Source organism: Bradyrhizobium sp. CCGUVB4N (assembly GCF_024199945.1).
GTDB lineage: Bacteria > Pseudomonadota > Alphaproteobacteria > Rhizobiales > Xanthobacteraceae > Bradyrhizobium.
Genome location: NZ_JANADP010000001.1, coordinates 7,011,896 through 7,034,290 on the forward strand (window position 1 = coordinate 7,011,896; position 22,395 = coordinate 7,034,290).

Annotated in this window: 16 protein-coding genes; 6 read left to right on the top strand and 10 right to left on the bottom strand. The window is 65.2% G+C overall.

What is annotated here, in order from left to right; all coding sequences use genetic code 11:
* The first annotated feature begins 47 nt into the window (after positions 1 to 47).
* Positions 48 to 905, top strand: coding sequence for an alpha/beta hydrolase (locus tag NLM31_RS32525; protein WP_254194958.1), 858 nt, complete (start codon positions 48 to 50; stop codon positions 903 to 905).
* Positions 906 to 1,105: 200 nt separating this feature from the next.
* Positions 1,106 to 2,029 carry a glycerophosphodiester phosphodiesterase gene (locus NLM31_RS32530; protein ID WP_254194959.1) on the top strand — a complete coding sequence of 308 codons (924 nt, stop codon included), beginning with the start codon at positions 1,106 to 1,108 and terminating at the stop codon, positions 2,027 to 2,029.
* A 7-nt stretch (positions 2,030 to 2,036) separates the two neighbouring features.
* Here the strand turns inward: NLM31_RS32530 and NLM31_RS32535 are convergent, their stop codons facing one another.
* On the bottom strand, positions 2,037 to 4,319 hold the full coding sequence (locus NLM31_RS32535; RefSeq protein ID WP_254194960.1) for a fused MFS/spermidine synthase: 2,283 nt from the start codon (positions 4,317 to 4,319) through the stop codon (positions 2,037 to 2,039).
* 171 nt (positions 4,320 to 4,490) lie between these two features.
* Here NLM31_RS32535 and NLM31_RS32540 point away from each other — a divergent pair, with 171 nt between their 5' ends.
* Positions 4,491 to 6,101: an NAD(P)/FAD-dependent oxidoreductase gene (locus NLM31_RS32540; RefSeq protein ID WP_254194961.1), complete on the top strand. Its 1,611-nt coding sequence runs from the start codon at positions 4,491 to 4,493 to the stop codon at positions 6,099 to 6,101.
* A 287-nt stretch (positions 6,102 to 6,388) separates the two neighbouring features.
* Here the strand turns inward: NLM31_RS32540 and NLM31_RS32545 are convergent, their stop codons facing one another.
* Positions 6,389 to 6,544, bottom strand: coding sequence for a Flp family type IVb pilin (locus NLM31_RS32545; RefSeq protein ID WP_148754203.1), 156 nt, complete (start codon positions 6,542 to 6,544; stop codon positions 6,389 to 6,391).
* 165 nt (positions 6,545 to 6,709) lie between these two features.
* Here NLM31_RS32545 and NLM31_RS32550 point away from each other — a divergent pair, with 165 nt between their 5' ends.
* Positions 6,710 to 7,597, top strand: a complete 888-nt coding sequence (locus NLM31_RS32550; protein WP_254194962.1) for a 50S ribosomal protein L11 methyltransferase — start codon at positions 6,710 to 6,712, stop codon at positions 7,595 to 7,597.
* Positions 7,598 to 7,760: 163 nt separating this feature from the next.
* On the opposite strand, the gene NLM31_RS32555 is transcribed toward NLM31_RS32550, so the two are convergent.
* Entirely contained in the window at positions 7,761 to 7,943 is a 183-nt protein-coding gene (locus tag NLM31_RS32555) for a hypothetical protein (protein WP_254194963.1), read from the bottom strand.
* A 185-nt stretch (positions 7,944 to 8,128) separates the two neighbouring features.
* Between NLM31_RS32555 and NLM31_RS32560 the strand changes: the two genes are divergently transcribed.
* A complete protein-coding gene (locus tag NLM31_RS32560; protein ID WP_254194964.1) occupies positions 8,129 to 9,958 on the top strand; it encodes an aminopeptidase P family protein in 1,830 nt (609 codons plus the stop codon).
* Between the two features lie 225 nt (positions 9,959 to 10,183).
* A complete protein-coding gene (locus NLM31_RS32565) occupies positions 10,184 to 11,464 on the top strand; it encodes a multidrug effflux MFS transporter (RefSeq protein ID WP_254194965.1) in 1,281 nt (426 codons plus the stop codon).
* Between the two features lie 171 nt (positions 11,465 to 11,635).
* Here NLM31_RS32565 and ligA read toward each other — a convergent pair whose 3' ends face one another.
* The 7 genes from ligA to NLM31_RS32600 form a co-directional block, all read right to left on the bottom strand.
* Complete coding sequence (gene ligA / locus NLM31_RS32570; protein ID WP_254194966.1) at positions 11,636 to 13,783, bottom strand: NAD-dependent DNA ligase LigA; 2,148 nt, start codon at positions 13,781 to 13,783, stop codon at positions 11,636 to 11,638.
* Between the two features lie 96 nt (positions 13,784 to 13,879).
* Positions 13,880 to 15,553 carry a DNA repair protein RecN gene (gene recN, locus NLM31_RS32575; RefSeq protein ID WP_254194967.1) on the bottom strand — a complete coding sequence of 558 codons (1,674 nt, stop codon included), beginning with the start codon at positions 15,551 to 15,553 and terminating at the stop codon, positions 13,880 to 13,882.
* 26 nt (positions 15,554 to 15,579) lie between these two features.
* Positions 15,580 to 16,467, bottom strand: coding sequence for an outer membrane protein assembly factor BamD (locus tag NLM31_RS32580; protein WP_254133378.1), 888 nt, complete (start codon positions 16,465 to 16,467; stop codon positions 15,580 to 15,582).
* A gap of 234 nt (positions 16,468 to 16,701) precedes the next feature.
* Complete coding sequence (lpxC, locus tag NLM31_RS32585; RefSeq protein WP_254133379.1) at positions 16,702 to 17,664, bottom strand: UDP-3-O-acyl-N-acetylglucosamine deacetylase; 963 nt, start codon at positions 17,662 to 17,664, stop codon at positions 16,702 to 16,704.
* A 361-nt stretch (positions 17,665 to 18,025) separates the two neighbouring features.
* Positions 18,026 to 19,822: a cell division protein FtsZ gene (ftsZ, locus tag NLM31_RS32590; RefSeq protein ID WP_254194968.1), complete on the bottom strand. Its 1,797-nt coding sequence runs from the start codon at positions 19,820 to 19,822 to the stop codon at positions 18,026 to 18,028.
* 87 nt (positions 19,823 to 19,909) lie between these two features.
* Positions 19,910 to 21,232, bottom strand: a complete 1,323-nt coding sequence (gene ftsA / locus NLM31_RS32595) for a cell division protein FtsA (protein WP_254133381.1) — start codon at positions 21,230 to 21,232, stop codon at positions 19,910 to 19,912.
* Entirely contained in the window at positions 21,229 to 22,245 is a 1,017-nt protein-coding gene (locus NLM31_RS32600) for a cell division protein FtsQ/DivIB (RefSeq protein ID WP_254133382.1), read from the bottom strand. Before NLM31_RS32600 ends, ftsA begins: the two co-directional genes overlap by 4 nt.
* Between the last annotated feature and the right edge of the window lie 150 nt (positions 22,246 to 22,395).

Below are 22,395 nucleotides of genomic sequence, written 5' to 3' on the forward strand. Positions count from 1 at the left end.
CACCGGTTCCCGCCCGCGCGATTTGAACACCGGATGCGGAGACTGTCATGAAGAGAGGCATCGCCGTTTTCGCCTCAGCCGCAGCGCTGATGGGCATCTTCTATTTCAGTGCAGGCAAATGGGCCATCCATCACAGCACAGTCGCGCTCGCCGACATCTTGCGCGACGACCGCGATGTCACCGTGGAGGTGTCGGTCCGCCGCGACCGCGAGATGGAAGCGATGGCTGAAATGATCGAGTTGCCGGTCGTGATCCTCAGCCACGGCAACACGGTCAAGCATACCGAATATTCGTTCCTCACCAACACATTCGCCGCCCGCGGCTATCTGGTCGTCAGCATCCAGCACGATCTGTCGACCGACGATCCGATGGTGACGAAGGCTGGCGAGGAATATGTCGGTCGCCGCTCGCAATACAACCGAGGCATCGCCAACATCCTGTTCACGATCGACGCGCTCAAGAAGGTGTATCCGAACGCGGATTACCGCCATCTGACGCTGGTCGGACACTCCAACGGCGGCGACATCTCGATGTACTTCGCCAAGCTGCACCCGGAGCTGGTGAAGAAGGTGGTCACGCTCGACAATCTGCGCGTCCCCTTCGTCACCGACGGCAGGGTCAAGATCCTGTCCTTCCGCTCGAAGGATCCGCAATTCAAGGCCGATCCCGGCGTCGTTCCAGACGATGAAACCTGCGCCAAGGCGGGCATCCAGGTGGTCCGGACCGAATTCCAGCACAACGATCTCAGCGACCGCGGCTCGGACCAGGTCAAGGGCTTCATCGGCAGCACGGTCGACGATTTCCTGAACGACCTGGGCGAGGACGACAGCCCGTTCAACATGCCGCGCCCGTCGAAGCCTCATCCCACCATCGACCAGCTTGCGGCCTCCGTGCCCGACCGCTGAACGCTGCGGCCTCTCGCGCATTTTCCGCCTCGCCCCGACGTGCCGCCCCCTGCCCGGTGGACGGCGCGGCCGATGCCGATTATTGATCGATCCGGCCTTGCGGCGGTAGCCGCCATCCCTCTTGCCCGGCGCGGTTCATGATGTCATTCCGTCTTGCGCTACTCCTCGGCACGATCTGTCTTCTCGGTGCAGGAAAAGCCATGGCCTTCGACCTCGAGGCGCATCGCGGCGGGCGGGCGCTGATGCCGGAAAACACCCTGCCGGCCTTTGCCAATGCGCTCTCGATGGGCGTGGACACGCTTGAGCTCGACGTCGGCGTGACCGCCGACGGCGAGGTCGTCGTGTCGCATGAGCGGGGACTCAATCCCGATCTCGCGCGCGACGCCAACGGCGCCTATGTCGCGGCGCCCGGCACGCCTTTCGTGAAGCTTCGGTTCGCCGATGTCAGGACCTACGACGTTGGCCAGATCCGGCCCGATAGCGCCTACGCAAAACAGTTTCCCGACCAGCACGCGGTGCCGGGGACCCGCATTCCGACGCTCAAGGAGCTGTTCGCGCTGGTGCGCAAATCCGGCAACGAGCGCGTGCGCTTCAATATCGAGACCAAGATCGATCCGGATCATCCGGATCAATCGCTGGAGCCGCAGGCCTTCGTCGCAAAGCTGCTCGGAGTGATCGCGGCCGAGAAATTTTCCGACCGCGTCATGATCCAGTCGTTCGACTGGCGGACCCTGCTGCTGGTCCAGCAGCAGGCCCCGACAGTTCCGACCGTGTATCTGACGCTGCAGCGCGGCTCGGCACCGACCATCGCGCTCGACAAGGCCACCAGCTGGACGGCGGGTTACAGCCCGGCCGATCACGGTGGCTCCCTGCCGCGCACGATCAAGGCCGCGGGTGGCACGGTGTGGTCGCCCTATTTCGGCGACGTGACCGCGGCGCTCGTCACCGAAGCCCATACGCTGGGGTTGCGCGTCGTGGTCTGGACCGTCAACAAGCCCGACGACATGGCGCGGATGATCGAGATCGGCGTCGACGGCATCATCTCGGACCGGCCCGACTTGTTGCGGCAGGTCGCCGGCGACAAGGGACTTGCGCTGCCGGCGGGCACGGCGGTCCAGCCGTAGGAAACCGCTACTGCTCGCCGTAGCGCAAACGCCGATACAGCGCGCCGAGAATGTTGGAATAGTCGTCGGTCCAGACCCGGACCTTCTCGTCCGCGTCGGTCTCCTCCCACTGCTTGGAGGAGGCGAGCTTGCCGACGTCATCCGCCTCGCGCGCGGAGATGACGACATCGGTCGAGAAGATGTAGTCGGCGTCGCGGCCGGAATCTTCGTCGTAGACCCAGCTCTTGAGATCGTTTGCATCTGCAATGCCGACCACGACGGGCTCGAGATCGAGATGCCGGTTGGAGACATGCATCACCACGGCACCGTGCGGGGCGAGCTTGTCCTTGTAGATCTTCATCGCCTCTTCGGTCGCCAGATGAATCGGGATCGCATCCGACGAATAAGCATCGACGATGATGAGGTCGTAGACGCCGTCGGGCTCCCGCGCGAAGGTGAGCCGCGCGTCCCCGATCACTGGCTTGAAGTTCGGCTGGCAGCTCGAGATGTAGCGGAAATTCTTCGGATCACGCGCGGCATCCACCATCGACTGGTCGATCTCGAAGAATTTCCAGTCCTCGCCTGGCTCGGCGGCGCAGGCCAGCGTGCCCGATCCGACGCCGATCGCAGCGACCTTCAGCGGCGCGCCCTTGCGCTCACGGATCGCGGTGATGGCCTGACCGATGCCGCCGTCCTTGTGATAATAGGTGATCGGCTCGGGCCGGCCGGTGACCGGCGTGCCGTCATTGTTGAGGAAGCGCTCGGCGCCGTGAATCGTGGTGCCGTGCATCAGCACATGGAAATAGCCGCCCGGCGTCACCACGATCTTGTGCACGCCGAAGAAGCTGCGCACCGTGGTGACGCGGCCCTCGTCGGCCGGATAGATCCGAGTCAGGGCCAGCGCCAGCGCGACCGTGGCAAAGATCTTCCAGCGATCTGCGTTGAGCGCCAGCGCCAGAAGCGCGGCGAGCACACCGACGGCGGCGGCGAGCCAGACGCGGTGATCCTCGAACCAGGTCGAAAGATCGCCCGTCATGTAAGACGGTGCAACGAGCGCTGCCGCGAGCACGGCAAGCGCCAGCCAGTACCATCTCACGATTCCTGCAAGTCGCTCGTTGGCCGACGGGCGGCACAGCGCGGCGAGCGCGACCAGGATCGGATATTCGGCGATCCATGAGAAGGTGAAGGGCGCGACGAGGCCGGCAAAGAGGCCGCCGACCATGCCGCCGAACGACAGCGCGACATAGAAGCCGGTGAGATATCTGGCTGCGGGCCGGGTCCGCGCCAGTTCGCCGTGACAAGCCATGGCGATGACGAAGAAGCACAATTGATGTCCGCCGAGCGTGAGCAGCAAATTCTGCTCGCCGCCGAAGGCGAGCAGGAAGATGACGCCTGCGATCGCGACCGGCTGGAGCATCAGCATCCATTTGTGCGGCAGCAGCGGCCGCGACTGGAACACCACGACCCAGGTCAAGAGGTACAGGGACAGCGGCAGCACCCACAGCAGCGGCGCCGCCGCGACGTCGGTCGAGATATGCGCGGTGACCGCGATGAGCAGGCCTGACGGCACCGCGGCGAGGAAGATCCAGCGCAACCGCGTCACCAGCGTCGGCGCCGGCGCATCGGCTTCTTCCGCTTGCACATCGGCTAAAGCCAGCTTTGGCGAGCGCAGCAACAGCACGCCACAGGCGGCGATCAGCAGGATCAAGACGGCATAGCCGCCGGTCCAGAGCCGGTTCTGCGTGTGCAGCGTGAATATCGGCTCCAGCAGGAACGGATAGGACAACAGCGCGAGGAAACTGCCGATGTTGGAGGAGGCATAAAGGAAATAGGGATCACGGCCATCAGGATGGCCGGTGCGGACGAACCAGGCCTGCAGCAGCGGGTTGTTGGCGGCAAGCGCGAAGAACGGCAGCCCAATCGACATCACGAACAGGCCGAGCAGCCAGAACGCGTAGCCGGCGCTTGGGGGCTCGCCATAGGCACTGGCGATGCCGAGCGGCAGCGTGACGAAGGCCGCGATCAGCAGCACCAGATGCACCACGACCGGGACCACGCGGCTCTTGATCTGCATGAGGAGATGCGCATAGGCGTAGCCCGCCAGCAGCAGCGACTGGAAGAACACCATCGCCACCGACCAAACGGCCGGCGAGCCGCCGAGCCGCGGCAGCACCATTTTCGTGAACAGCGGCTGCACCGAGAACAGCAGGAGCGCGCTGACGAAGATCGCGGCGGTGTAGACCGTCAGCAGCAACCGGTTGCGCGACGAGGACGGCTGCTCCGTGGCGGCGGGTTGCACGATCGAATCCATGGGAGCTCCGGCCAATTCCCCCGGCGGGCGCCGGGCGCGCGCAATGGAGCACACCGCGCCTGAACGGGCAATAAATGGTCTCGTGATGTTGCAAGGAGGAATGCTTGATATACAGGTGTCATTTCGGATCAGGTCCGACGGACCATCCTCAATGGAACAGCTCGAGCTTTCATGACCGAAACCGACGTCGTCATCATCGGCGCTGGCCATAATGGCCTCACCTGCGCGGCCTATCTCGCAATGGCGGGCTTGCGCGTGTATGTCGTCGAGCGCCGCAAGGTGGTCGGCGGGGCCGCGGTCACCGAGGAGTTTCATCCGGGCTTCCGTAACTCGGTCGCGGCCTACACCGTGAGCCTGCTCAATCCGCAGGTCGTCCGCGATCTCGGCCTCGCCGAGCAGGGCTTGCGCGTGGTCGAGCGGCGCGCGCAGAACTTCCTGCCCGCGCCCGACGGCAACTATCTCCTCACCGGCGAGGGCCGGACAAAGGCATCCGTCGCGCGGCTCAGCGCGCGCGATGCCGATGCGCTCGACGGGTTCTCGCGCGAGCTGGAAGACATCGCCGACGTGTTGCGGCAGTTCGTGCTGCGCGCGCCGCCGAACCTGCTCGCCAGTTTCGGCATCGGCGCCATCCGCGAGGCCGCGAACGCGTTGTCGACAGCCAACATCCTGCGCGGCCTCACGCTGGAGCAGAGCCGCAGCCTGCTCGATCTCTTCACCCGCTCGGCCGGGGAGATGCTGGACGAGCGGTTCGAGCACGATCTGGTCAAGGCGCTGTTCGGCTTCGATGCCATCGTCGGGAATTACGCGAGCCCCTACGCCGCCGGCTCGGCCTATGTGATGCTGCATCACGCCTTCGGCGAGGTGAACGGCAAGAAGGGTGTCTGGGGCCACGCCATCGGCGGCATGGGCGCGATCACGCAAGCGATGGCGCGCGCTGCGCGGGCTCGCGGCGTCACGATCGACCTTGATGCCGGCGTGCGCGAGGTGATCGTCGAGCGCGACCGCGCCGTCGGCGTGGTGCTGGAGAACGGCTCGACCATTCGCGCAAAATACGTCGCGGCCAACGTCAATCCAAAACTGCTCTACACGCGGCTGATCGCGGCCGATGCCCTGCCCGCGGATTTCCTCACCCGCATCCGCCACTGGAAGAACGGCTCCGGCACCTTCCGCATGAACGTGGCACTGGACCGCCTGCCCTCGTTCGCCGCGCTGCCAGGCGACGGCGATCACCTCACCTCCGGCATCATCCTGGCGCCGAGCCTCGGCTATATGGACCGCGCCTATCTCGATGCGCGGGCGCAGGGCTGGAGCCAAAAACCGATCGTCGAGATGCTGATCCCCTCGACGCTCGACGACACGCTGGCGCCTGCGGGGCAGCACGTTGCGAGCCTGTTTTGCCAGCATGTTGCGCCCGAGCTGCCCGACGGAAAATCCTGGGACGACCACCGCGACGAGGTCGCCGACCTCATGATTGCGACGGTGGACGGTTACGCGCCGGGCTTTGCGGCCAGCGTGCTCGGCCGCCAGATCCTCTCCCCGCTCGATCTCGAACGGCAGTTCGGGCTACTCGGCGGCGACATCTTCCACGGTGCACTGTCGTTGAACCAGCTGTTCTCGGCCCGGCCCATGCTGGGCCATGCCGATTATCGCGGGCCGTTGAAGGGCCTCTATCATTGCGGCTCCGGCGCCCATCCCGGCGGCGGCGTCACCGGCGCGCCCGGCCACAACGCGGCACAGGCGATCTTGCGAGATCACCGCGGCCTGTTTGCAAGCCTTGGATAGGTCTGTGGACGGGCTGTGGACAGGCCTGTTGGCAGAGCTGTGGAGAAGCCGTGCAAGGGCGGCGTGATGGGTTGGTGCAAGTCCGGATCAAGCTGTGGAGAAGGGGTTGATAAGCCGCGTAGAAGCCGGTGGATTGCGACTTGATTCATGGGGGACAAGCTGGGGAGTGCTGTGAAACGTGCTGCCAAAACGACTTCGCCCGCCAGAGGGCAATTCCCCCAGCGGGCGCTCGTCAAATAAGCCGTCTATGAAGAAACTAGCCCCCGCTGGGAAATGGGAGGCAGAAATTACTTCAAGGAGCTGCTAATCGAACCGAACTTGTCGTTCATGGTGGTGCCCAGGCTGTTCACCACGGTGATGATCGCCAGCGCGATACCGGCCGCGATCAGGCCGTATTCGATCGCGGTTGCACCGGACTCATCGGACCAGAACTTCGAAACCATGCGCTTCAAGACTTCGCCTCCATTTCCATTTCAGGGTGTGCTGGTTGGTTCCAACATCCGGAAATCTACGGGAGACAACCTGCGGTCTAGTTAACTTGGGAACTGCAAGTTATACGGAAAATTGGGAACAAAAGTTCCAAAAATTAAACTCGACGGAACTCCAGAATGCAGCCTTTACCCACCCATCGCGCGAGTTTTTCGATCGGCAACGAGGCTGCCGCCAGGCGTGTCGTCGACGTCCTCACGGAGGTCTTTTTCGAGGGCGATGCCGCCGTCGCCGCCTTCGAACGGCCGGACGGACAATGGGACGTCACGCTCCATTTCGCCGAGGCGCCGGATCAGGAATTGCTCCGCGAACTCGTTGCAACTTCAGCAGGAAATGACATCGCCGCGACGCTTGCCTTCGACACGATCGAGGCCAAGGACTGGGTCAAGGCGAGCCTCGAAGACCTGGTCCCCGTACCGGCCGGACGCTTCGTCGTCCATGGCAGCCACGACCGTGACCGCGTGGCGCCAAACAAGCTCGCGATCGAGATCGAGGCGGCGCTCGCCTTCGGAACCGGCCACCACGGCACCACGCGTGGCTGTTTACTTCTGCTTGACCATGTCCTGAAACATGCGCGGCCGAAGCGCGTGCTCGACCTCGGCACCGGAACCGGCGTGCTGGGGATCGCGGCGGCGAAGGCGCTGCATCGCGCAGTGCTGGCCTCCGACATCGACGCGCCTTCCGTGCGGGTCGCGGCCGAGAACGCGACCCTGAACGAGGTCGGCAACCAGGTGCGGGTGATCCGGGCGACCGGCTTCGCTGCGCCGGACTTTGCCAAAAGCGGCCCGTTCGACCTGGTGCTGGCCAACATCCTTGCCAATCCGTTACGCCAATTGGCAGGTCCGATGACGCGACATCTCGCGCCCGGGGCCCGGGTGATTCTCTCGGGCCTGTTAACCCACCAGGCCCCCGCCGTGATTGCCGCCTACCGCGCGCGCGGCCTGGTGCCGTTGCGGCATCTGCGCATCGAGGGATGGAGCAGCCTGTTGCTGCGGAAACTCGATTGAGCGAGATGCGCTCCCTCGCCCCGCTTGCGGGGAGAGGGTTGGGGTGAGGGGGAGTCTCCACGGGAACGGTGAGAGTTGAACTCGCGGAGAGTCTCCCTCACCCGGCTCGCATCTCCGATGCGATCCGACCTCTCCCCGCAAGCGGGGCGAGGTTAAGAGCGTCCTACTCCGCCGCCGGCTTTTCGTCCCGACGCATTGCGGGCTGGCTCTGCAACGCCCGCCTCGCGCGACGCTCGGCGACACGATCAATCATCTGGCTGATGAGGCCGCGCGGCTTCTTCGGTGTCGTTGCTGCGGGTGCGCGGCGCACCGGCGGCGAAATCTTCTCAAACGTGAACGCTGGCATCGTGTGTCCCCTCGCCGTTGAGATGAACCACTTGCTCGAATTTCCCTGTTATCCGGACGAAGCGCAACTGCTGCATCCTTTACTCCACTCAATTCGAATGGAACCTTTTCAAGCACAGTCCATGCCAGATGAAATGGCAAATGCGTCTACATTGCGGACTGATCTCCATAATCCTAAACTGAGCCATGTTCGAAGCGCACTTCCAGACATTCGAGGAGCCCGAGGCCGGCGTCGCATTGACGGCGCGGCTTTCCGCACTCCGTGAAGAACTCGCCCGCCGCAAGCTGACCGGCTTCGTCATTCCGCGCGCCGATCAGCAGCAGAATGAATATGTAGCCCCCTCCGAAGAGCGGCTCGCCTGGCTCACCGGCTTTACCGGCTCGGCCGGGCTCGCCGTGGTGCTGACCCAGCAAGCTGCATTGTTCGTCGACGGCCGCTACACGATCCAGGCGGCCAAACAGGTCGACGCCAAGGCCTGGGCGGTGGAATCGCTGATCGATCCGCCGCCGGAGAGCTGGGTCTCGGCGCACCTCAAATCCGGCGACCGCCTAGGATTTGATCCGTGGCTGCACACTTTTGCGGCAGCCGAGCGCCTCTCGGCGGCCTGCGCCAAGGCCGGCGCCGAACTGGTCGCGGTCGACAGCAATCCCATCGACGCGGTCTGGCAGGATCGGCCGCAGCCGCCGATCGCGCCGGTCGCGATCCACGGCCTGCAATATGCCGGGGTCGCCGAGGCCGAGAAGGTGGCGCAGATCAAGAGCGAGATCGACAAGCTTGGCGCAGACGCGCTGGTGCTGTCCGACAGCCATGCGGTCGCCTGGACCTTCAACATCCGCGGCGCCGACGTCGCGCATACGCCGCTGCCGCTGTCCTACGCGCTGGTGCCCAAGGTCGGCCGGCCCACCGTGTTCATCGACCACCGCAAGCTCTCCAACCTGACGCGCGACCATCTCGAGCAATCGGCCGACGTGCGCGAGCCCGATGCACTGACGCCGACGCTGATGGCGCTCGCCAAAAGCGGCGCTGCGATCGCGCTCGACAACGCGACCGCGGCCGACGCGCTGAGCCGGTTGATTGCGGGCGGCGGCGGCAAGCCGCTGCGCGGCAGCGATCCGATTGCGCTGCTCAAAGCGGTGAAGAATGCCACCGAGATCAAGGGCACGCAGACGGCGCATCGCCGCGACGCCATCGCGCTGGCGCGCTTCCTCGCCTTCATCGATCGCGAGGCAGGAAGCGGCAAGCTCACCGAGATCGACGCGGTCGAGGCGCTGGAGACCTTCCGCCGCGACACCGGCGCGCTCAAGGACGTGTCGTTTCCGACCATTTCCGGCACCGGCCCGAACGGCGCCATCGTGCACTACCGCGTCACCCGCAAGAGCAACCGGCGGATCGCCCCCGGCGACCTGCTGCTGATCGATTCCGGCGCGCAATATGAAGATGGCACCACCGACGTCACCCGCACCATGGCGGTGGGCGAACCGACGGAGGAGATGCGCGACCGCTTCACCCGCGTGCTGCGCGGCCATATCGCGATCGCGCGCGCCATCTTCCCTGACGGCACCACCGGCGCGCAACTCGACACGCTGGCCCGGCAATATCTCTGGGCCGCCGGCGTCGATTTCGAGCACGGCACCGGCCACGGCGTCGGCAGCTATCTCAGCGTGCACGAAGGCCCGGCGCGGATCTCGAAGCTCGGCACCACACCGCTGAAGCGCGGCATGATCCTCTCCAACGAGCCGGGTTACTACAAGACTGACGGCTTCGGCATCCGCATCGAGAACCTCGAGCTGGTGGTCGCCGCCGACATCAAGGGCGCCGAGAAATCGATGAACGCGTTCGAGACGCTGACGCTGGCGCCGATCGATCGCCGGCTCATCGACGCAGCGATGCTGAGCAAGGAAGAGCTCGCCTGGCTCAACGCCTACCACGCGCGCGTCCGCGCTGAAGTGGGACCGGCGCTGGATGAGACGACAAAGACGTGGCTCGACCAGGCCACGGCGGAGCTGAAGGCCTAGACGGTGCCCGCATAGCACTACGCGGTTTGCGCAAGGCTCAGCCGCTTTTGCCTGCGATCGCGGCTGACTTGGTGCATTCCTCGCCACGCTTCCCCGTAAAACGACGGCTTCCTGCGCACTGTGATTATAACAGTCCCGGAATCGGTATGGCCGCATTCCGAAACGCCAATATCCGTCTTGTGCGAGCACGCTACAGTCCGATTCGACTTCGAGAGACGGACACGCATGCACGGCATGATCAGCAGGCCGCAGGACGCGGCGACGACAAACATCGCGACCTCGCGCGTGGTGTTGCTGCTGCTGGTCGTCATGACCGGGATCGCGCCGATCTCGCTCTACATCCTGGTTCCGGCGCTACCCGTGCTGGCGACGAATTTCGGCCGCGACATCTCGATCGCGCAGATGACGGTGTCGCTCTACATGGTCGGCATCGCGCTGTCGCAGCTGATCATGGGGCCGCTGTCGGACAGGTTCGGCCGGCGCCCCGTGCTGCTCGGCGGCCTCGCGCTGATGGTGGCGGCGAGCGTCGCCTGCATCTTCGCCGAAACCCTGCCGCAACTGATTGCAGCGCGCTTCTTCCAGGCGCTGGGCGGCGCCTCCGGCATGGTGGTGAGCCGCGCCATCATCCGCGACATCTACCAGCGGGACCGCGTGGCCTCCATGATCAGCCTCGTGGTCGCCGCCCTGATGATCGGCCAGATGGTCTCGCCGCTCACCGGCGGCTTGATCGAGACCGCGTTCGGTTGGCGCGCGATCTTCTACGCCGTCACCATCGCCGCGATCGTCGTCGCAATCGGCATCGCGATCGCGTTACCCGAGACGCGCCGAGACCGCGCGGTCGGCAGCGGCGGCTTTCGCAGCGACGTCGGCACTCTGATCAAGAGCCGTGCCTTCATCGGCTATGTGATGTGCCAGGTGCTGGCGTCCCAGATCATCTTCACCTTCGCAGGCGGCGGCCCCTACATCGTGGTGACGCAGATGGGGCGGACCAGCGCCGAATACGGCGCGTGGTTCGCAACGACGGGCTTTGCGTATCTGGTCGGCAATCTGCTCTGCGTGCGCTTTGCGCCGCGGCACTCGCTGGAGAAGCTGATCTGGTTCGGACTCGGCCTGCAACTCTGCGGCAGCCTGTTGAACCTGCTCTGGAGCTTTACCGGCTGGAACGAAGCACCGGCCTGGCTGTTCGGCACGCAGATGATCGTGATGGTCGGCAATGCCTTCGTGATGGCAAATTCCGCAGCCGGCGCCATCAGCATCCGCCCGGAAGCCGCCGGCACCGCGTCAGGCGCGATGGGCTTCCTGCAGCAGGGCATCGGTGCCTTGATGTCGCAATTCGGCGCCTATCTCGGCGGCCACTCCGCAACGACGCTGCCGCTGACATCGGCCGTCCTCGCCATCTCGCTGCTCTGCGCCTGCATGATGATCTTCGTCGTCCCGCGCCGCGAATTGGTGGTGAGCGAGGAATTGATCGAGCAGGCGGAAGAGGAAGAGACGGGGATGATGTGAGGGACGCCCACAGCAGCGCCCCAACCTCGCTGTCATGCCCCGGCTTGACCGGGGCATCCAGTACGCCGCAGCATCAGTAGCAGCAGCGAGATCTCCAACGTACGTCTCTGGAATACTGGATCGCCCGGTCAAGCCGGGCGATGACAGAAGAGCAAGAGGCGCGAACGCCCCTCACTCCCCGATCAGCGTCAGCCACTCGTCCTCCGTCAGCACCTTGACGCCGTGCTTGTTGGCGTCCGCGAGCTTCGAGCCCGCGCCGGGGCCGGCGACGACGAGGTCGGTCTTCTTCGACACCGAGCCCGAGACCTTGGCGCCCAACCGCTCCGCGGTCGCCTTGGCCTCGTCCCGCGTCATCTTCTCCAGCGAGCCCGTGAACACCACCGTCTTGCCGGCGACGGCCGAGTTGCTCTTCGGCTTCTCGGCGTCGACGATCTCGACCTCCTTGGTCAGCCGCTCGACGATGCCGCGATTATGGCTCTCGCCGAAATAATCGGCGATGCTCTTGATCACGGTGTCGCCGATCTGGTCGAGCGCGTCCATCTCCGCCATCGCCTCTTCGTCGCCCTTGGCGACCTTGAGGCAGGCATCGTGGAAGGCATCCCAGGAGCCGTAGCCGCGCGCCAGTGCAAGCGCCGTGGTCTCGCCGACATGCCGCATGCCGAGTGCATAGACGAAGCGCTCCAGCGCAATTCTGCGCCGGCTCTCGATCGCACCGAACAGATTGCGCACCGAGGTCGCGCCGTAACCCTCGATCTCCTCGAGCTTGAGCTTCGAATTGCGCTTCTCCAGCGTGAAGATATCTGCGGGTTCCTTGACCCATCCTTCGTCGAAGAAATACTGAAGCTGCTTCTCGCCGAGGCCATCGATGTCGAAGGCGCGCCGCGACACGAACAGCTTGAGATGCTCGATCTTCTGATAGGGGCAGGCGAATTCGCCGGTGCAGCGGGCGCGCGATTCCTCCTCACCAGCGGCCGTCTCCCCGCGCACGACATCGGTATGCAGCGGGCACGGGCACTTCTTCGGGAAGGTGAATTCCTTGGCGCTCTTCGGCCGCTTGTCGAGGACGACGTCGACGATCTGCGGGATCACGTCGCCGGCGCGCTGGACCACGACGGTATCGCCGATCCTGATATCGCGCCCCTCGCGCAGCACCTCGCCCTTGTTGCCGATACCCTTGATGTAGTCCTCGTTGTGCAGCGTGACATTCTGCACGATCACGCCGCCGACACCGATCGGCTCGAGCTTGCCGACCGGTGTGAACGAGCCGGTGCGGCCGACCTGGATCTCGATATCGCGGAGCACCGTCAGGGCGCGCTCGGCCGGGAATTTGTGCGCGATGCCCCAACGCGGCGTGCGCGAGACGAAACCGAGCCGCTCCTGCCAGTCGATGCGGTCGACCTTGTAGACGACGCCGTCGATATCGTAGTCGAGCTCGGCGCGCTCTTCCTCGATGCTCTGGTGGAACGCGATCAGCTCCTCGACGGAGTGACAGAGTTTCGTCAACGGATTGGTCTTGAAGCCGCAGCGCTCGAACCAGTGGATCATGCTGCTCTGCGTATCCTCGGGCATCGCGCTCATCTCGCCCCAGGCATAGGCGAAGAAGCCGAGCGGACGCGATGCGGTGATGGTCGGATCCTTCTGACGCAACGAGCCTGCCGCCGAATTGCGTGGATTGGCGAAAATGGTATCGCCGGCCGCCTTCTGCCGTTCGTTGAGCGCGAGGAACGCCTTCTTGGTCATATAGACCTCGCCGCGCACCTCGCAGATGTCAGGGATGTTGCGGCCCTTCAGCTTGTGCGGCACGTCCTCGAGCGTGCGGATGTTGGCGGTGACGTCCTCGCCTTCCGCACCGTCGCCGCGCGTCGCCGCCGTGACGAGCTCGCCGCCCTCGTAGCGCAGCGACATCGACAGGCCATCGATCTTCGGCTCGGCCGAGAAATTGATCTTGTCGTCGTCGAGCTTGAGGAAGCGCACGATGCGGCCGACGAAGTCGCGCACGTCCTCGTCGGCAAAGGCGTTGTCCAACGACAGCATCGGAACGGAGTGCCGCACTTTCCTGAAACGCCCGGACGGCGCCGCACCGACTTTCTGTGAGGGCGAGTCCCCACTGACGAATTCCGGAAAGCGTTTTTCGATCGCATCGAAGCGCTGACGCAGGGCGTCGTATTCGGCGTCGGTGACGGTCGGCGCGTCGTCCTGATAGTAGCGCTCGTTGTGTCCCTCGATCTCGAGCGACAGCCGCATATGCTCGACCTTGGCCTGCGCCTTGGTGAGGTCGGCAACGTCACGAAGCGGTTTCGATTTTGCTGCTCTTGCCATGGTGCTTGGATACGACGGAGCGGGCGGGAGGGTAAAGGCAGGTCGGGACTTGTTCCCCCGGATGCAGCGCGACGCGCCGCGTCCGGGACACGAGGTCTAGGCCGTCGCCGCCTTGAGCAGCCGGTCGGCAGCCGCCCTCGCCTCGGCCGTAATCTCGGCGCCGGCGAGCATGCGGGCGATTTCTTCACGGCGGTGGTCGGCGGCCAGCGCGTTGACGCGGGTGGCGACGCGCTTGCCCTTGTCCATCGCATCCTTGGAAATCAAGAGATGCTGGCCGGCGCGGGCCGCGACCTGCGGAGCGTGGGTCACGGCCATCACCTGCACCTTGCCGGCGAGCCGCGCCAGGCGCCCACCGATGGCGTCCGCGACAGCGCCACCAACACCCGTGTCGATCTCGTCGAAGACCAGCGTCGGCGCCGAGCCACGGTCGGACAGCACGACCTTAAGCGCCAGCAGGAAGCGCGACAGCTCGCCGCCGGAGGCGACCTTCATCATCGGCCCCGGCTTGGTGCCCGGATTGGTCTGCACCCAGAACTCGACGCGATCGAAGCCTTGCGGACCCGGCGCGGCCTCGTCGGTCGTGACCTGCGTGATGAATTTTGCGCGTTCGAGCTTGAGCGGGGCGAGCTCGGCATTCACGGCCTTATTGAGCTTCTCGGCCGATTTCTGCCGCGCCGCGGAGAGCTTTTGCGCAGCCGCCGCATAACGTGCATCGGCCTCGATCGCGGCCTGCTCCAGCTTCTTCAGGCGCGAGGCACCGGCATCGATCAGCACGACGTCGGCGGCATATCGTGCGGCAAGTGCGGCCAAGCCATCGACCGGCGTCGAATATTTACGCGAGGCGGCGCGCAGAGCGAACAACCGCTCCTCGATGCGTTCGAGCTCGGCCGGATCGAAGTCGGTCGCAGCCAAGGCCGCCTGGAGGTGCTGATCGGCCTCCTCCAGCGCATTAATCGCGATGTCGATCGCCCTCACCGCGGGCTCGACCAGCGCCGGCGAATTGACGCCACGGCGTTCCAGCCTGCGTACCGCGGCCGACAGCGCCGCGACCGGCGAATTATGACCGCCGACCACCTCCTGCGCCTCGCGCAGATCGGAGGCGATCTTCTCGCCCTGCATCATGGTGGTACGGCGTGAGGCGAGCGAGGTCTCCTCACCGTCCTTCGGCGCGAGCTGCTTCAGCTCGTCGGAGGCGTGGCGCAGATAGTCGGCCTCACGCGCGGCCCGCTCCATGCCGGCGCGATGCTCTTCCAGCTCGGTGTTGGCGCTGCGGCGCGCGTCCCAGAGCGCTTCGACGGCTGCGACATCCTTTTCGAGGCCGGCAAAGGCATCGAGCAGGCGGCGATGGGTGGCGGCATCGACCAGCGCGCGCTCGTCATGCTGGCCGTGGATCTCGACCAACGCTGCGCCGACCGCCTTCAGCGTCTGCACGCTGATCGCCTGGTCGTTGATGAAGGCGCGGGTGCGACCGTCGGCGAGCTGGACGCGGCGGAGAATCATTTCGCCGGTGTCGTCGAGCCCGTTCTCGGCCAGAATTTTCGTCGCGGGGTGATTCTTCGGGATATCGAAGACGGCGGTGACCTGCCCCTGCTCCGCGCCATGGCGCACGAGGCCGGCGTCGCCGCGGCCACCGAGCGCCAGTGCAAAGGCATCGAGCAGGATGGATTTGCCCGCACCGGTCTCGCCGGTCAAAACCGCAAGTCCGGTGGCGAATTCGATATCGAGCCGTTCGATCAGGACGATGTCACGGATCGACAGACGCGCCAGCATGGAACCAGATTTCCTAGCCGAGACCTTTAGAGGCCAATCCCCTTGAAGGTCCGGCTGATCCAGGACCCTTGATTCTCGCTCGGCTCGAGACCGCCGGATTTTACAAGATTATAGGCGTCCTTGTACCACCGGCTGTCGGGAAAATTGTGCCCGAGCACGGCGGCGGCGGTCTGGGCCTCGCCGACGATGCCGATCGCCATGTAGGACTCGGTGAGGCGATAGAGTGCCTCCTCGACGTGACGCGTGGTCTGATACTGCGTCACCACGGCCTTGTAGCGGTTGATCGCGGCGGTGTAGTCGCGCTTGCCCATGTAGTAACGGCCGACAGCCATTTCCTTGCCGGCGAGCTGGTCGCGTGCGCCCTCGATCTTGGCCTTGGCGGAGGTCGCATATTCGGACGTCGGATATTTGCGCACCACCTCTTCCAGCGAGGCGATCGCCTTCTCGGTGCGGCCCTGGTCACGGTTGATGTCCGGAATCTGGTCGTAATGCGAGGCCGCGATCAGGTATTGCGCGTAAGCGGCGTCCGGGCTGCCGGGATGCAGCGTGACGTAACGGGTGGCAGCGCCGATGCAGCTGTCATAGTCGCCGCCCTGATAGGACGCGTAGGCCGACATCAGCAGCGATTTGCGCGCCCAGTCGGAATAGGGATGCTGGCGGTCGACCTCTTCGAACTTCTTGTTCGCCGCCTTCATGTCCTTCTTTTCGTTCATGAGGTACAAGCCCTCATTGTAGATCTTGTCGGCAGGCTCCTCGACGAAGGTATCGTCCTTGGCGGTGAACTTGTCCCAGAGCGAGCCGGTGCCGCAACCGGCCAGCGGCAACGCGAGCAAGAAGAGAGTCGCAGCCTGAAGCAGCCCACGGGCTCGCGGTGAAACCAAGAGATATCCGCGCGTCATACGCTGTGCCGACATGAATTTGAGACCTGACGCCCTGTGATGCGGTGCCCGCCAGCCCGTGATCCCCGTCACGGGCGCGAAATGTGTCCGTGGTGCCTGCCATGCGACCACGTCGGTGTAACCGAAAAACGATTGTTAACCCATCGGATAGGCAGGCATTCCGCCCGGATTAAGGCGAAAACGCCGCAATCCTAGTCGATCATGGTTACCAGGAGTTTCCCCGATAAAAATGCCGCTTGGGGCAGCCGTTCAGGACACGTCCGGCCCGTAGGCCGCGGCGATCCGGCCGCCAACGATACCGCTGCCGACCTCGACAACGCCACGCGTGGTGCGGCGGGCCGCCTCGCCCTCGACCACCCGCCAGGCGCTACGGTCGGCGAGCAGTGCGGTCAGGACGGCGTGGTTGAGCTTGTGACCGCCACGCACCGAGCGATAAGCACCAAGCAGCGGCAGGCCGGCCAGAGCGAGATCGCCGATCACGTCAAGAACCTTGTGACGGGCGCATTCGTCGGCGTAACGCAGGCCCTCTGTGTTGAGCAGCCGCTCCTCGTCGAACACGATAGTATTTTCGAAGGAGGCGCCGAGCGCATAGCCCGCGCTCCAGAGCCTGGCGACATCGCCCATCAGACCGAAGGTCCGGGCACGGCCGACTTCGCGGCGGAAGCGCTCGGGGCTCACGTCGAAGCCGTAGCTCTGCTGGCCGATGACGGGATTGGTGAAATCGATCTCGACCTCGGCGCGGAAGCCGTTGGCGTAGGGCCGGATCTCGCCGAAGGAATCGCCGATCTTGACCGAGATCGGCTTCAAAACCTGGATGAACCGGCGCTGCGCCGGCTGGTTGACGATGCCGGCCTGGTCGATCGCCGCGATGAAGGCCGCGGCGCTGCCGTCCATGATCGGTACTTCCGGACCATCGACTTCGATGATGGCGTTGTCGACGCCCATGCCCCGCAGCGCAGCAAGCACATGCTCGGCGGTGGAGATCAGCGGACCATTGCGGTCGCCGAGGACGGTCGCGAAATCGGTTGCGACCACCTGCTCGGCGGTCGCCTGGATCTCGCGGTCACTTCCCTCAAGTCCGGTGCGGACAAAAATAAGACCTGCATCGACGGGTGCAGGTCCAAGCGTAAGGGTGACGGGAAGACCGGAATGAACGCCCACGCCTGCCACGGTGGCTTGCGCACGAAGCGTTGTTTGCCGGCTAAATTTCATCAGGAACCGCCCCACTACGACCACTGCGACTTATACTAGACCCGACTGATCGATCGAGATCGACCGTCCGAATCTCCGTATCCCCAAGTCACACCGAACCATAGTCACTGCCTCAAACAGCGCCAACTCACGCTTTTTTACCGATTGTTACCCCAAACCTGCCGTATTCGCGCCAAGGCTTAACCAAATTGCGCCGGAGTTTCGGGCCGTTGTCGGCAGCTTTACTGATGCACCGAACAGGTAATTAATGATTTAAAATCAGTTGCTTGAACGCGCAATCCGGATATGCACGGGACCAAAGGAAAGGCCCCGGCAAGCTTCCCGCCGGGGCCTTTCTGCATCTGCCTTATTGTAACAAATCTCAGGTCGCCTGCCGGCGCAGGAAGGCCGGGATATCAAGATGGTCGTCTCCCTGTGGCGCCGGCGCAACAGGTGCGGGGCGGCCATGGGCGTCGAGTCCCTGCGGCGCGGGCCGGCGGGCGTATTCCGACACCGGTTCGCTGGCGGCGATCTGCTGCTGCACCGTCCGCTGCGGCTTGCGATCGGGCAGCGCCGGCATGGCGGGACCGGCGGTCCGGGCGGCGATCGGGGCCTCGGTCTCCTCGTCGCGCCGGCCGAGGCCGACATTGGCAAGGCGCTGCAGCAGCGACAGACGGGTCTTCTGCGGCGTTTCCTCTTCCACCTCGCCACGGGCCTGACGCAGCTCGGCCTGGGCCGGCATCGGCAGTTCCTCGAGGCGCGGCATGCGCGGGGCGCGGGCCGGAGCACGCTCGGCCTGCGGCGGGATGAAGGTTTCCGGCGTCATCGGCTCATGCATGCCAACCGGCGCCTGCTCGGGCTCCGGAAACAGCGTGGGCTTCTGCGCGATCGGGCGCACGGTGACGTCGCCATAGGTCTGCGGCGCGGGCGCCGACGGAACTTCGGACACGGCAGCGGCGATGGCGGCAAGCGCCGCACGCTCGACATTGGGACGCTGTGCGACAGGCGCGGCAGCGGCGGGTGCGGCCGGGATCTGCGATTCCAGCTTCTGGGCGCGCTCGGCCAGACGCTGGTTGTCGGCACGGAGGCGCGCGGTCAGGTCGGCGAGACGGCTCTCGGCAGCGGCGGCCGGGACAGCGGGAGCCTGCTGCAGCTGCTGCGGTGCGGCGTTTGCGACCGGAGCGCTGGTGCCCTGGGTGTTGCGGGCAATCGCGGCCTGCTCGATGCCGGTGGCAACGACCGAGACGCGGATCAGGCCATCGAGCGCTTCGTCGAAGGTGGCGCCGACGATGATGTTGGCGTCCTGATCGACTTCCTCGCGGATGCGGGTCGCGGCTTCGTCGACCTCGAACAGGGTGAGGTCCTTGCCGCCGGTGATCGAGATCAGGAGGCCCTTGGCGCCCTTCATCGAGGAGTCGTCGATCAGCGGATTGGCGATCGCGGCTTCAGCGGCGGTGAGCGCGCGCTTGTCGCCGGAGGCTTCGCCGGTGCCCATCATCGCCTTGCCCATCTCGCGCATGACGGCGCGGACGTCGGCGAAGTCGAGGTTGATCAGGCCTTCCTTGACCATCAGGTCGGTGATGCAGGCCACGCCCGAGTAGAGCACCTGGTCGGCCATCGCGAAGGCGTCGGCAAACGTGGTCTTCTCGTTGGCAACCCGGAACAGGTTCTGGTTCGGGATGATCAGCAGCGTGTCGACGACCTTGTGAAGCTCGTTGATGCCGGCTTCGGCGGTGCGCATGCGGCGGCCGCCCTCGAAGTGGAACGGCTTGGTCACGACGCCGACGGTGAGGATGCCCATGTCGCGCGCGGTCTTGGCGATGACCGGAGCAGCGCCGGTGCCGGTGCCGCCGCCCATGCCGGCGGTGACGAACACCATGTTGGCGCCCGAGAGATGATCGCGCAGCTCGTCGATGACTTCTTCCGCGGCGGCAGCGCCGACGTTCGGCTGCGAGCCGGCGCCGAGGCCCTGCGTCACCGCGGTGCCCATCTGCACGATGCGCTGCGCCTTCGACATCGTCAGCGCCTGCGCATCGGTGTTGGCGACCACGAAGTCGACGCCTTGGAGGCCCGCCGTGATCATGTTGTTGACGGCGTTGCCGCCGGCGCCGCCGACGCCGAACACGGTGATGCGGGGCTTCAACTCGTGAATATCAGGAACGTTGATGCTGATGGTCATGTTTGCCTCTCGATCACGCGCGCGTGGGTTCGCCCCGGCCTGCGGCCGCGGGAGTTGGTGAAAATCGACAATTGGGGAAAGCGGTCATCAAAAGCCCTCGCGTAGCCATCGCCCGACCTTTCCGAAATAACCGCCCGTTCCTGTCCTGACCTGCTGCCGCGTATGCCGCGGTTCGACATGTTCGTGGTGAACATATTGCGGGTAGACGAGAAGTCCGGCCGGCACCGCAAACGCGGCGTTCTTCGCCTCGTTGGGCAGCCGGCCAAAACCGAGCGGACGTCCGACCCGCACGGGCCGGCCGAGAATCTGGGTTCCGAGCTCGACGAGGCCGGTGAGCTGCGAGGCGCCGCCGGAGAGCACGACACGGCCCTTGGGCTCCGCCGCGAAGGGCGAATCCTTCAGCTTGTCCCGAACCATTTCGAAGACTTCCTCGGCACGATGCTTGACGATGTTGGCGATGGTGGCGCGCGAAACGATCTGCGGCAGATCCTGATCGTCACCGGCTGTCGGTACAGACATCAGCTCACGCGAGTCCGATCCGCCGGTGATGACGGTGCCGTATAACGTCTTGATTCGCTCGGCATCGGCAATGGTCGCCGAGAGTCCGCGCGCGAGATCCATCGTGATATGTTGCCCACCGACCGCAAAACCGGCCGCGTGCACGAAGCGGCCGCCGGAATAGACCGCGATGGTGGTGGTGCCCGCGCCCATCTCGACCACGGCCGCGCCGAGATCGGCCTCGTCGTCGGTCAGCACCGACAGGCCGGCCACATAGGGGCTCGCCGCCATGGCTTCGACGTTGAGATGGCAGCGTTCCACCGCCAGCATCAGGTTCCGCGCCACGGTGGCGTCGCAGGTGACGACGTTCATGTCGACGCCGAATTGATGCGCGACCATGCCGCGGGGATCGCGGATGCCCTTGACGCCGTCGAGCGTGTAGCCGACCGGCAGCGCGTGCAGCACGGTGCGGCCCTCGCCGGTGGCGTGGCGCATGCCGGTGGAGGTGACGCGGCTGACATCGGCCGGCGTCACCGCGCCGCCACGGATATCGGCTGCGGCTTCGACAAGCTGGCCCGCGAGCCGGCCGCCGGAGACCGACAGCAAAACGGACTCGACCCGAACCTTGGCCATCTTCTCGGCAAGCCCGACGGCCTGGCGCACCGCCTGCTCGCATTCGGCGAGATCGACCACCGCGCCGGCCTTCATGCCGCGCGACTGGATCTGGCTGTAACCGATCAGTTCGACCGCATGGGTACGGTCGCGCAGGGCCTCGCTCGGCGCCGACGGCTTCAGCCGGGCAATCATGCAGGCGATCTTGCTGGTGCCGATGTCGAGGCAGGCGACGAGACCGGCGCGCTTGTGCGGCATCGGGCGCATCTTCGGCGTCTGGGTGCGATCAAGACCGGTCATGCGGCGTCCCCGGCCTTCTTTTTCTTCTTGTCCTTGAACAGATCCTCGCGCGCCTTGGCGGCGTCATCGGACAGCTGCACCACCAGACGGTCGGGCAGGCGCATGTCGATCGCGACGATATCCTTCGAGAACAGCCTGTCGTCCTTGTCGAGCTTGGAGAGCGCGGCGAGCGCGTTGCCGACGTCCTGCTCGGGCAGACGGATGTCGAGGCCGTCCTTCAGCCTCAGGTTCCAGCGCCGCTCGCCGACATAGATCGCGGCCTTCGTCACCGAGTTCACCTGCGGATAGCGGGCGAGCAGCGCAAGGAAGTCGCGGGCCTGCGTGTCGGCGCCCTTGCCGACCACGAGCGGCAGCGACAGGAACCGGCGCGAGACATAGGGTTCGAGCAGCGCGCCGTCGTCGGCAATGACGGAGAGCCGGCCGGCCTCCTGCCACAGCGCGAACGCCTTGCGCTCGGTGATCTCGATCATGAGCTGGCCCGGATACAGCTTCAGCACGGTCGCATCCGCGATCCAGGGATTGGCCTTGAGCTTGTCGCGGACGTCGTCGGCATCGAGGAACAGCAGCGAGGAGCGGCCGCTGACGCCGCCGATCGCGAGGATCTCGTCCTGGCTGAGCTGCTTGCGGCCGTTGATCACGACCGAAGTGATGCGGAAGCCGGCCGAATTGGCCATGGCGTTGCGCGCGTCGCTGACAGCGGTGATGAAATCCTGGAGATGGCCGCCCTTGACGATGCCGAGGCCGCAGCTGCCGATCAGCAGCAGCACGGTCATGCTGATCCCGACCCGGCGCGGCAGATAGCGCTCGACGACCGCGATCAGATGCGGCGGCGGCTCGCGTTCGACGACCGCCTTGGCCTTGATTTTTTGCTTGGCAGCGGCGCGCTTCTCGGCGCGCTTGTCCTGTACCCACTCGCGCAGAAGCACGACCGCTCCGATAGCGGCCGCCTTCAGATCAGCTTGGGGCCTCAGCGATCTCAAAAACGACCGGGAGAGGCTTCCTGCACCATCCATTGCACGAGCTCGTCAACAGTTTGCCCACGACACCGCGCGGGTCCTGGCGAACATGACGTCTCGAACTTGCCGGGCCGGGTAACTGGTCTTCGGCTGAAGAAACCGCTCCCCTTCAAAGCGTTCGCCGGTCGGGGACAATCCGAAACAGCT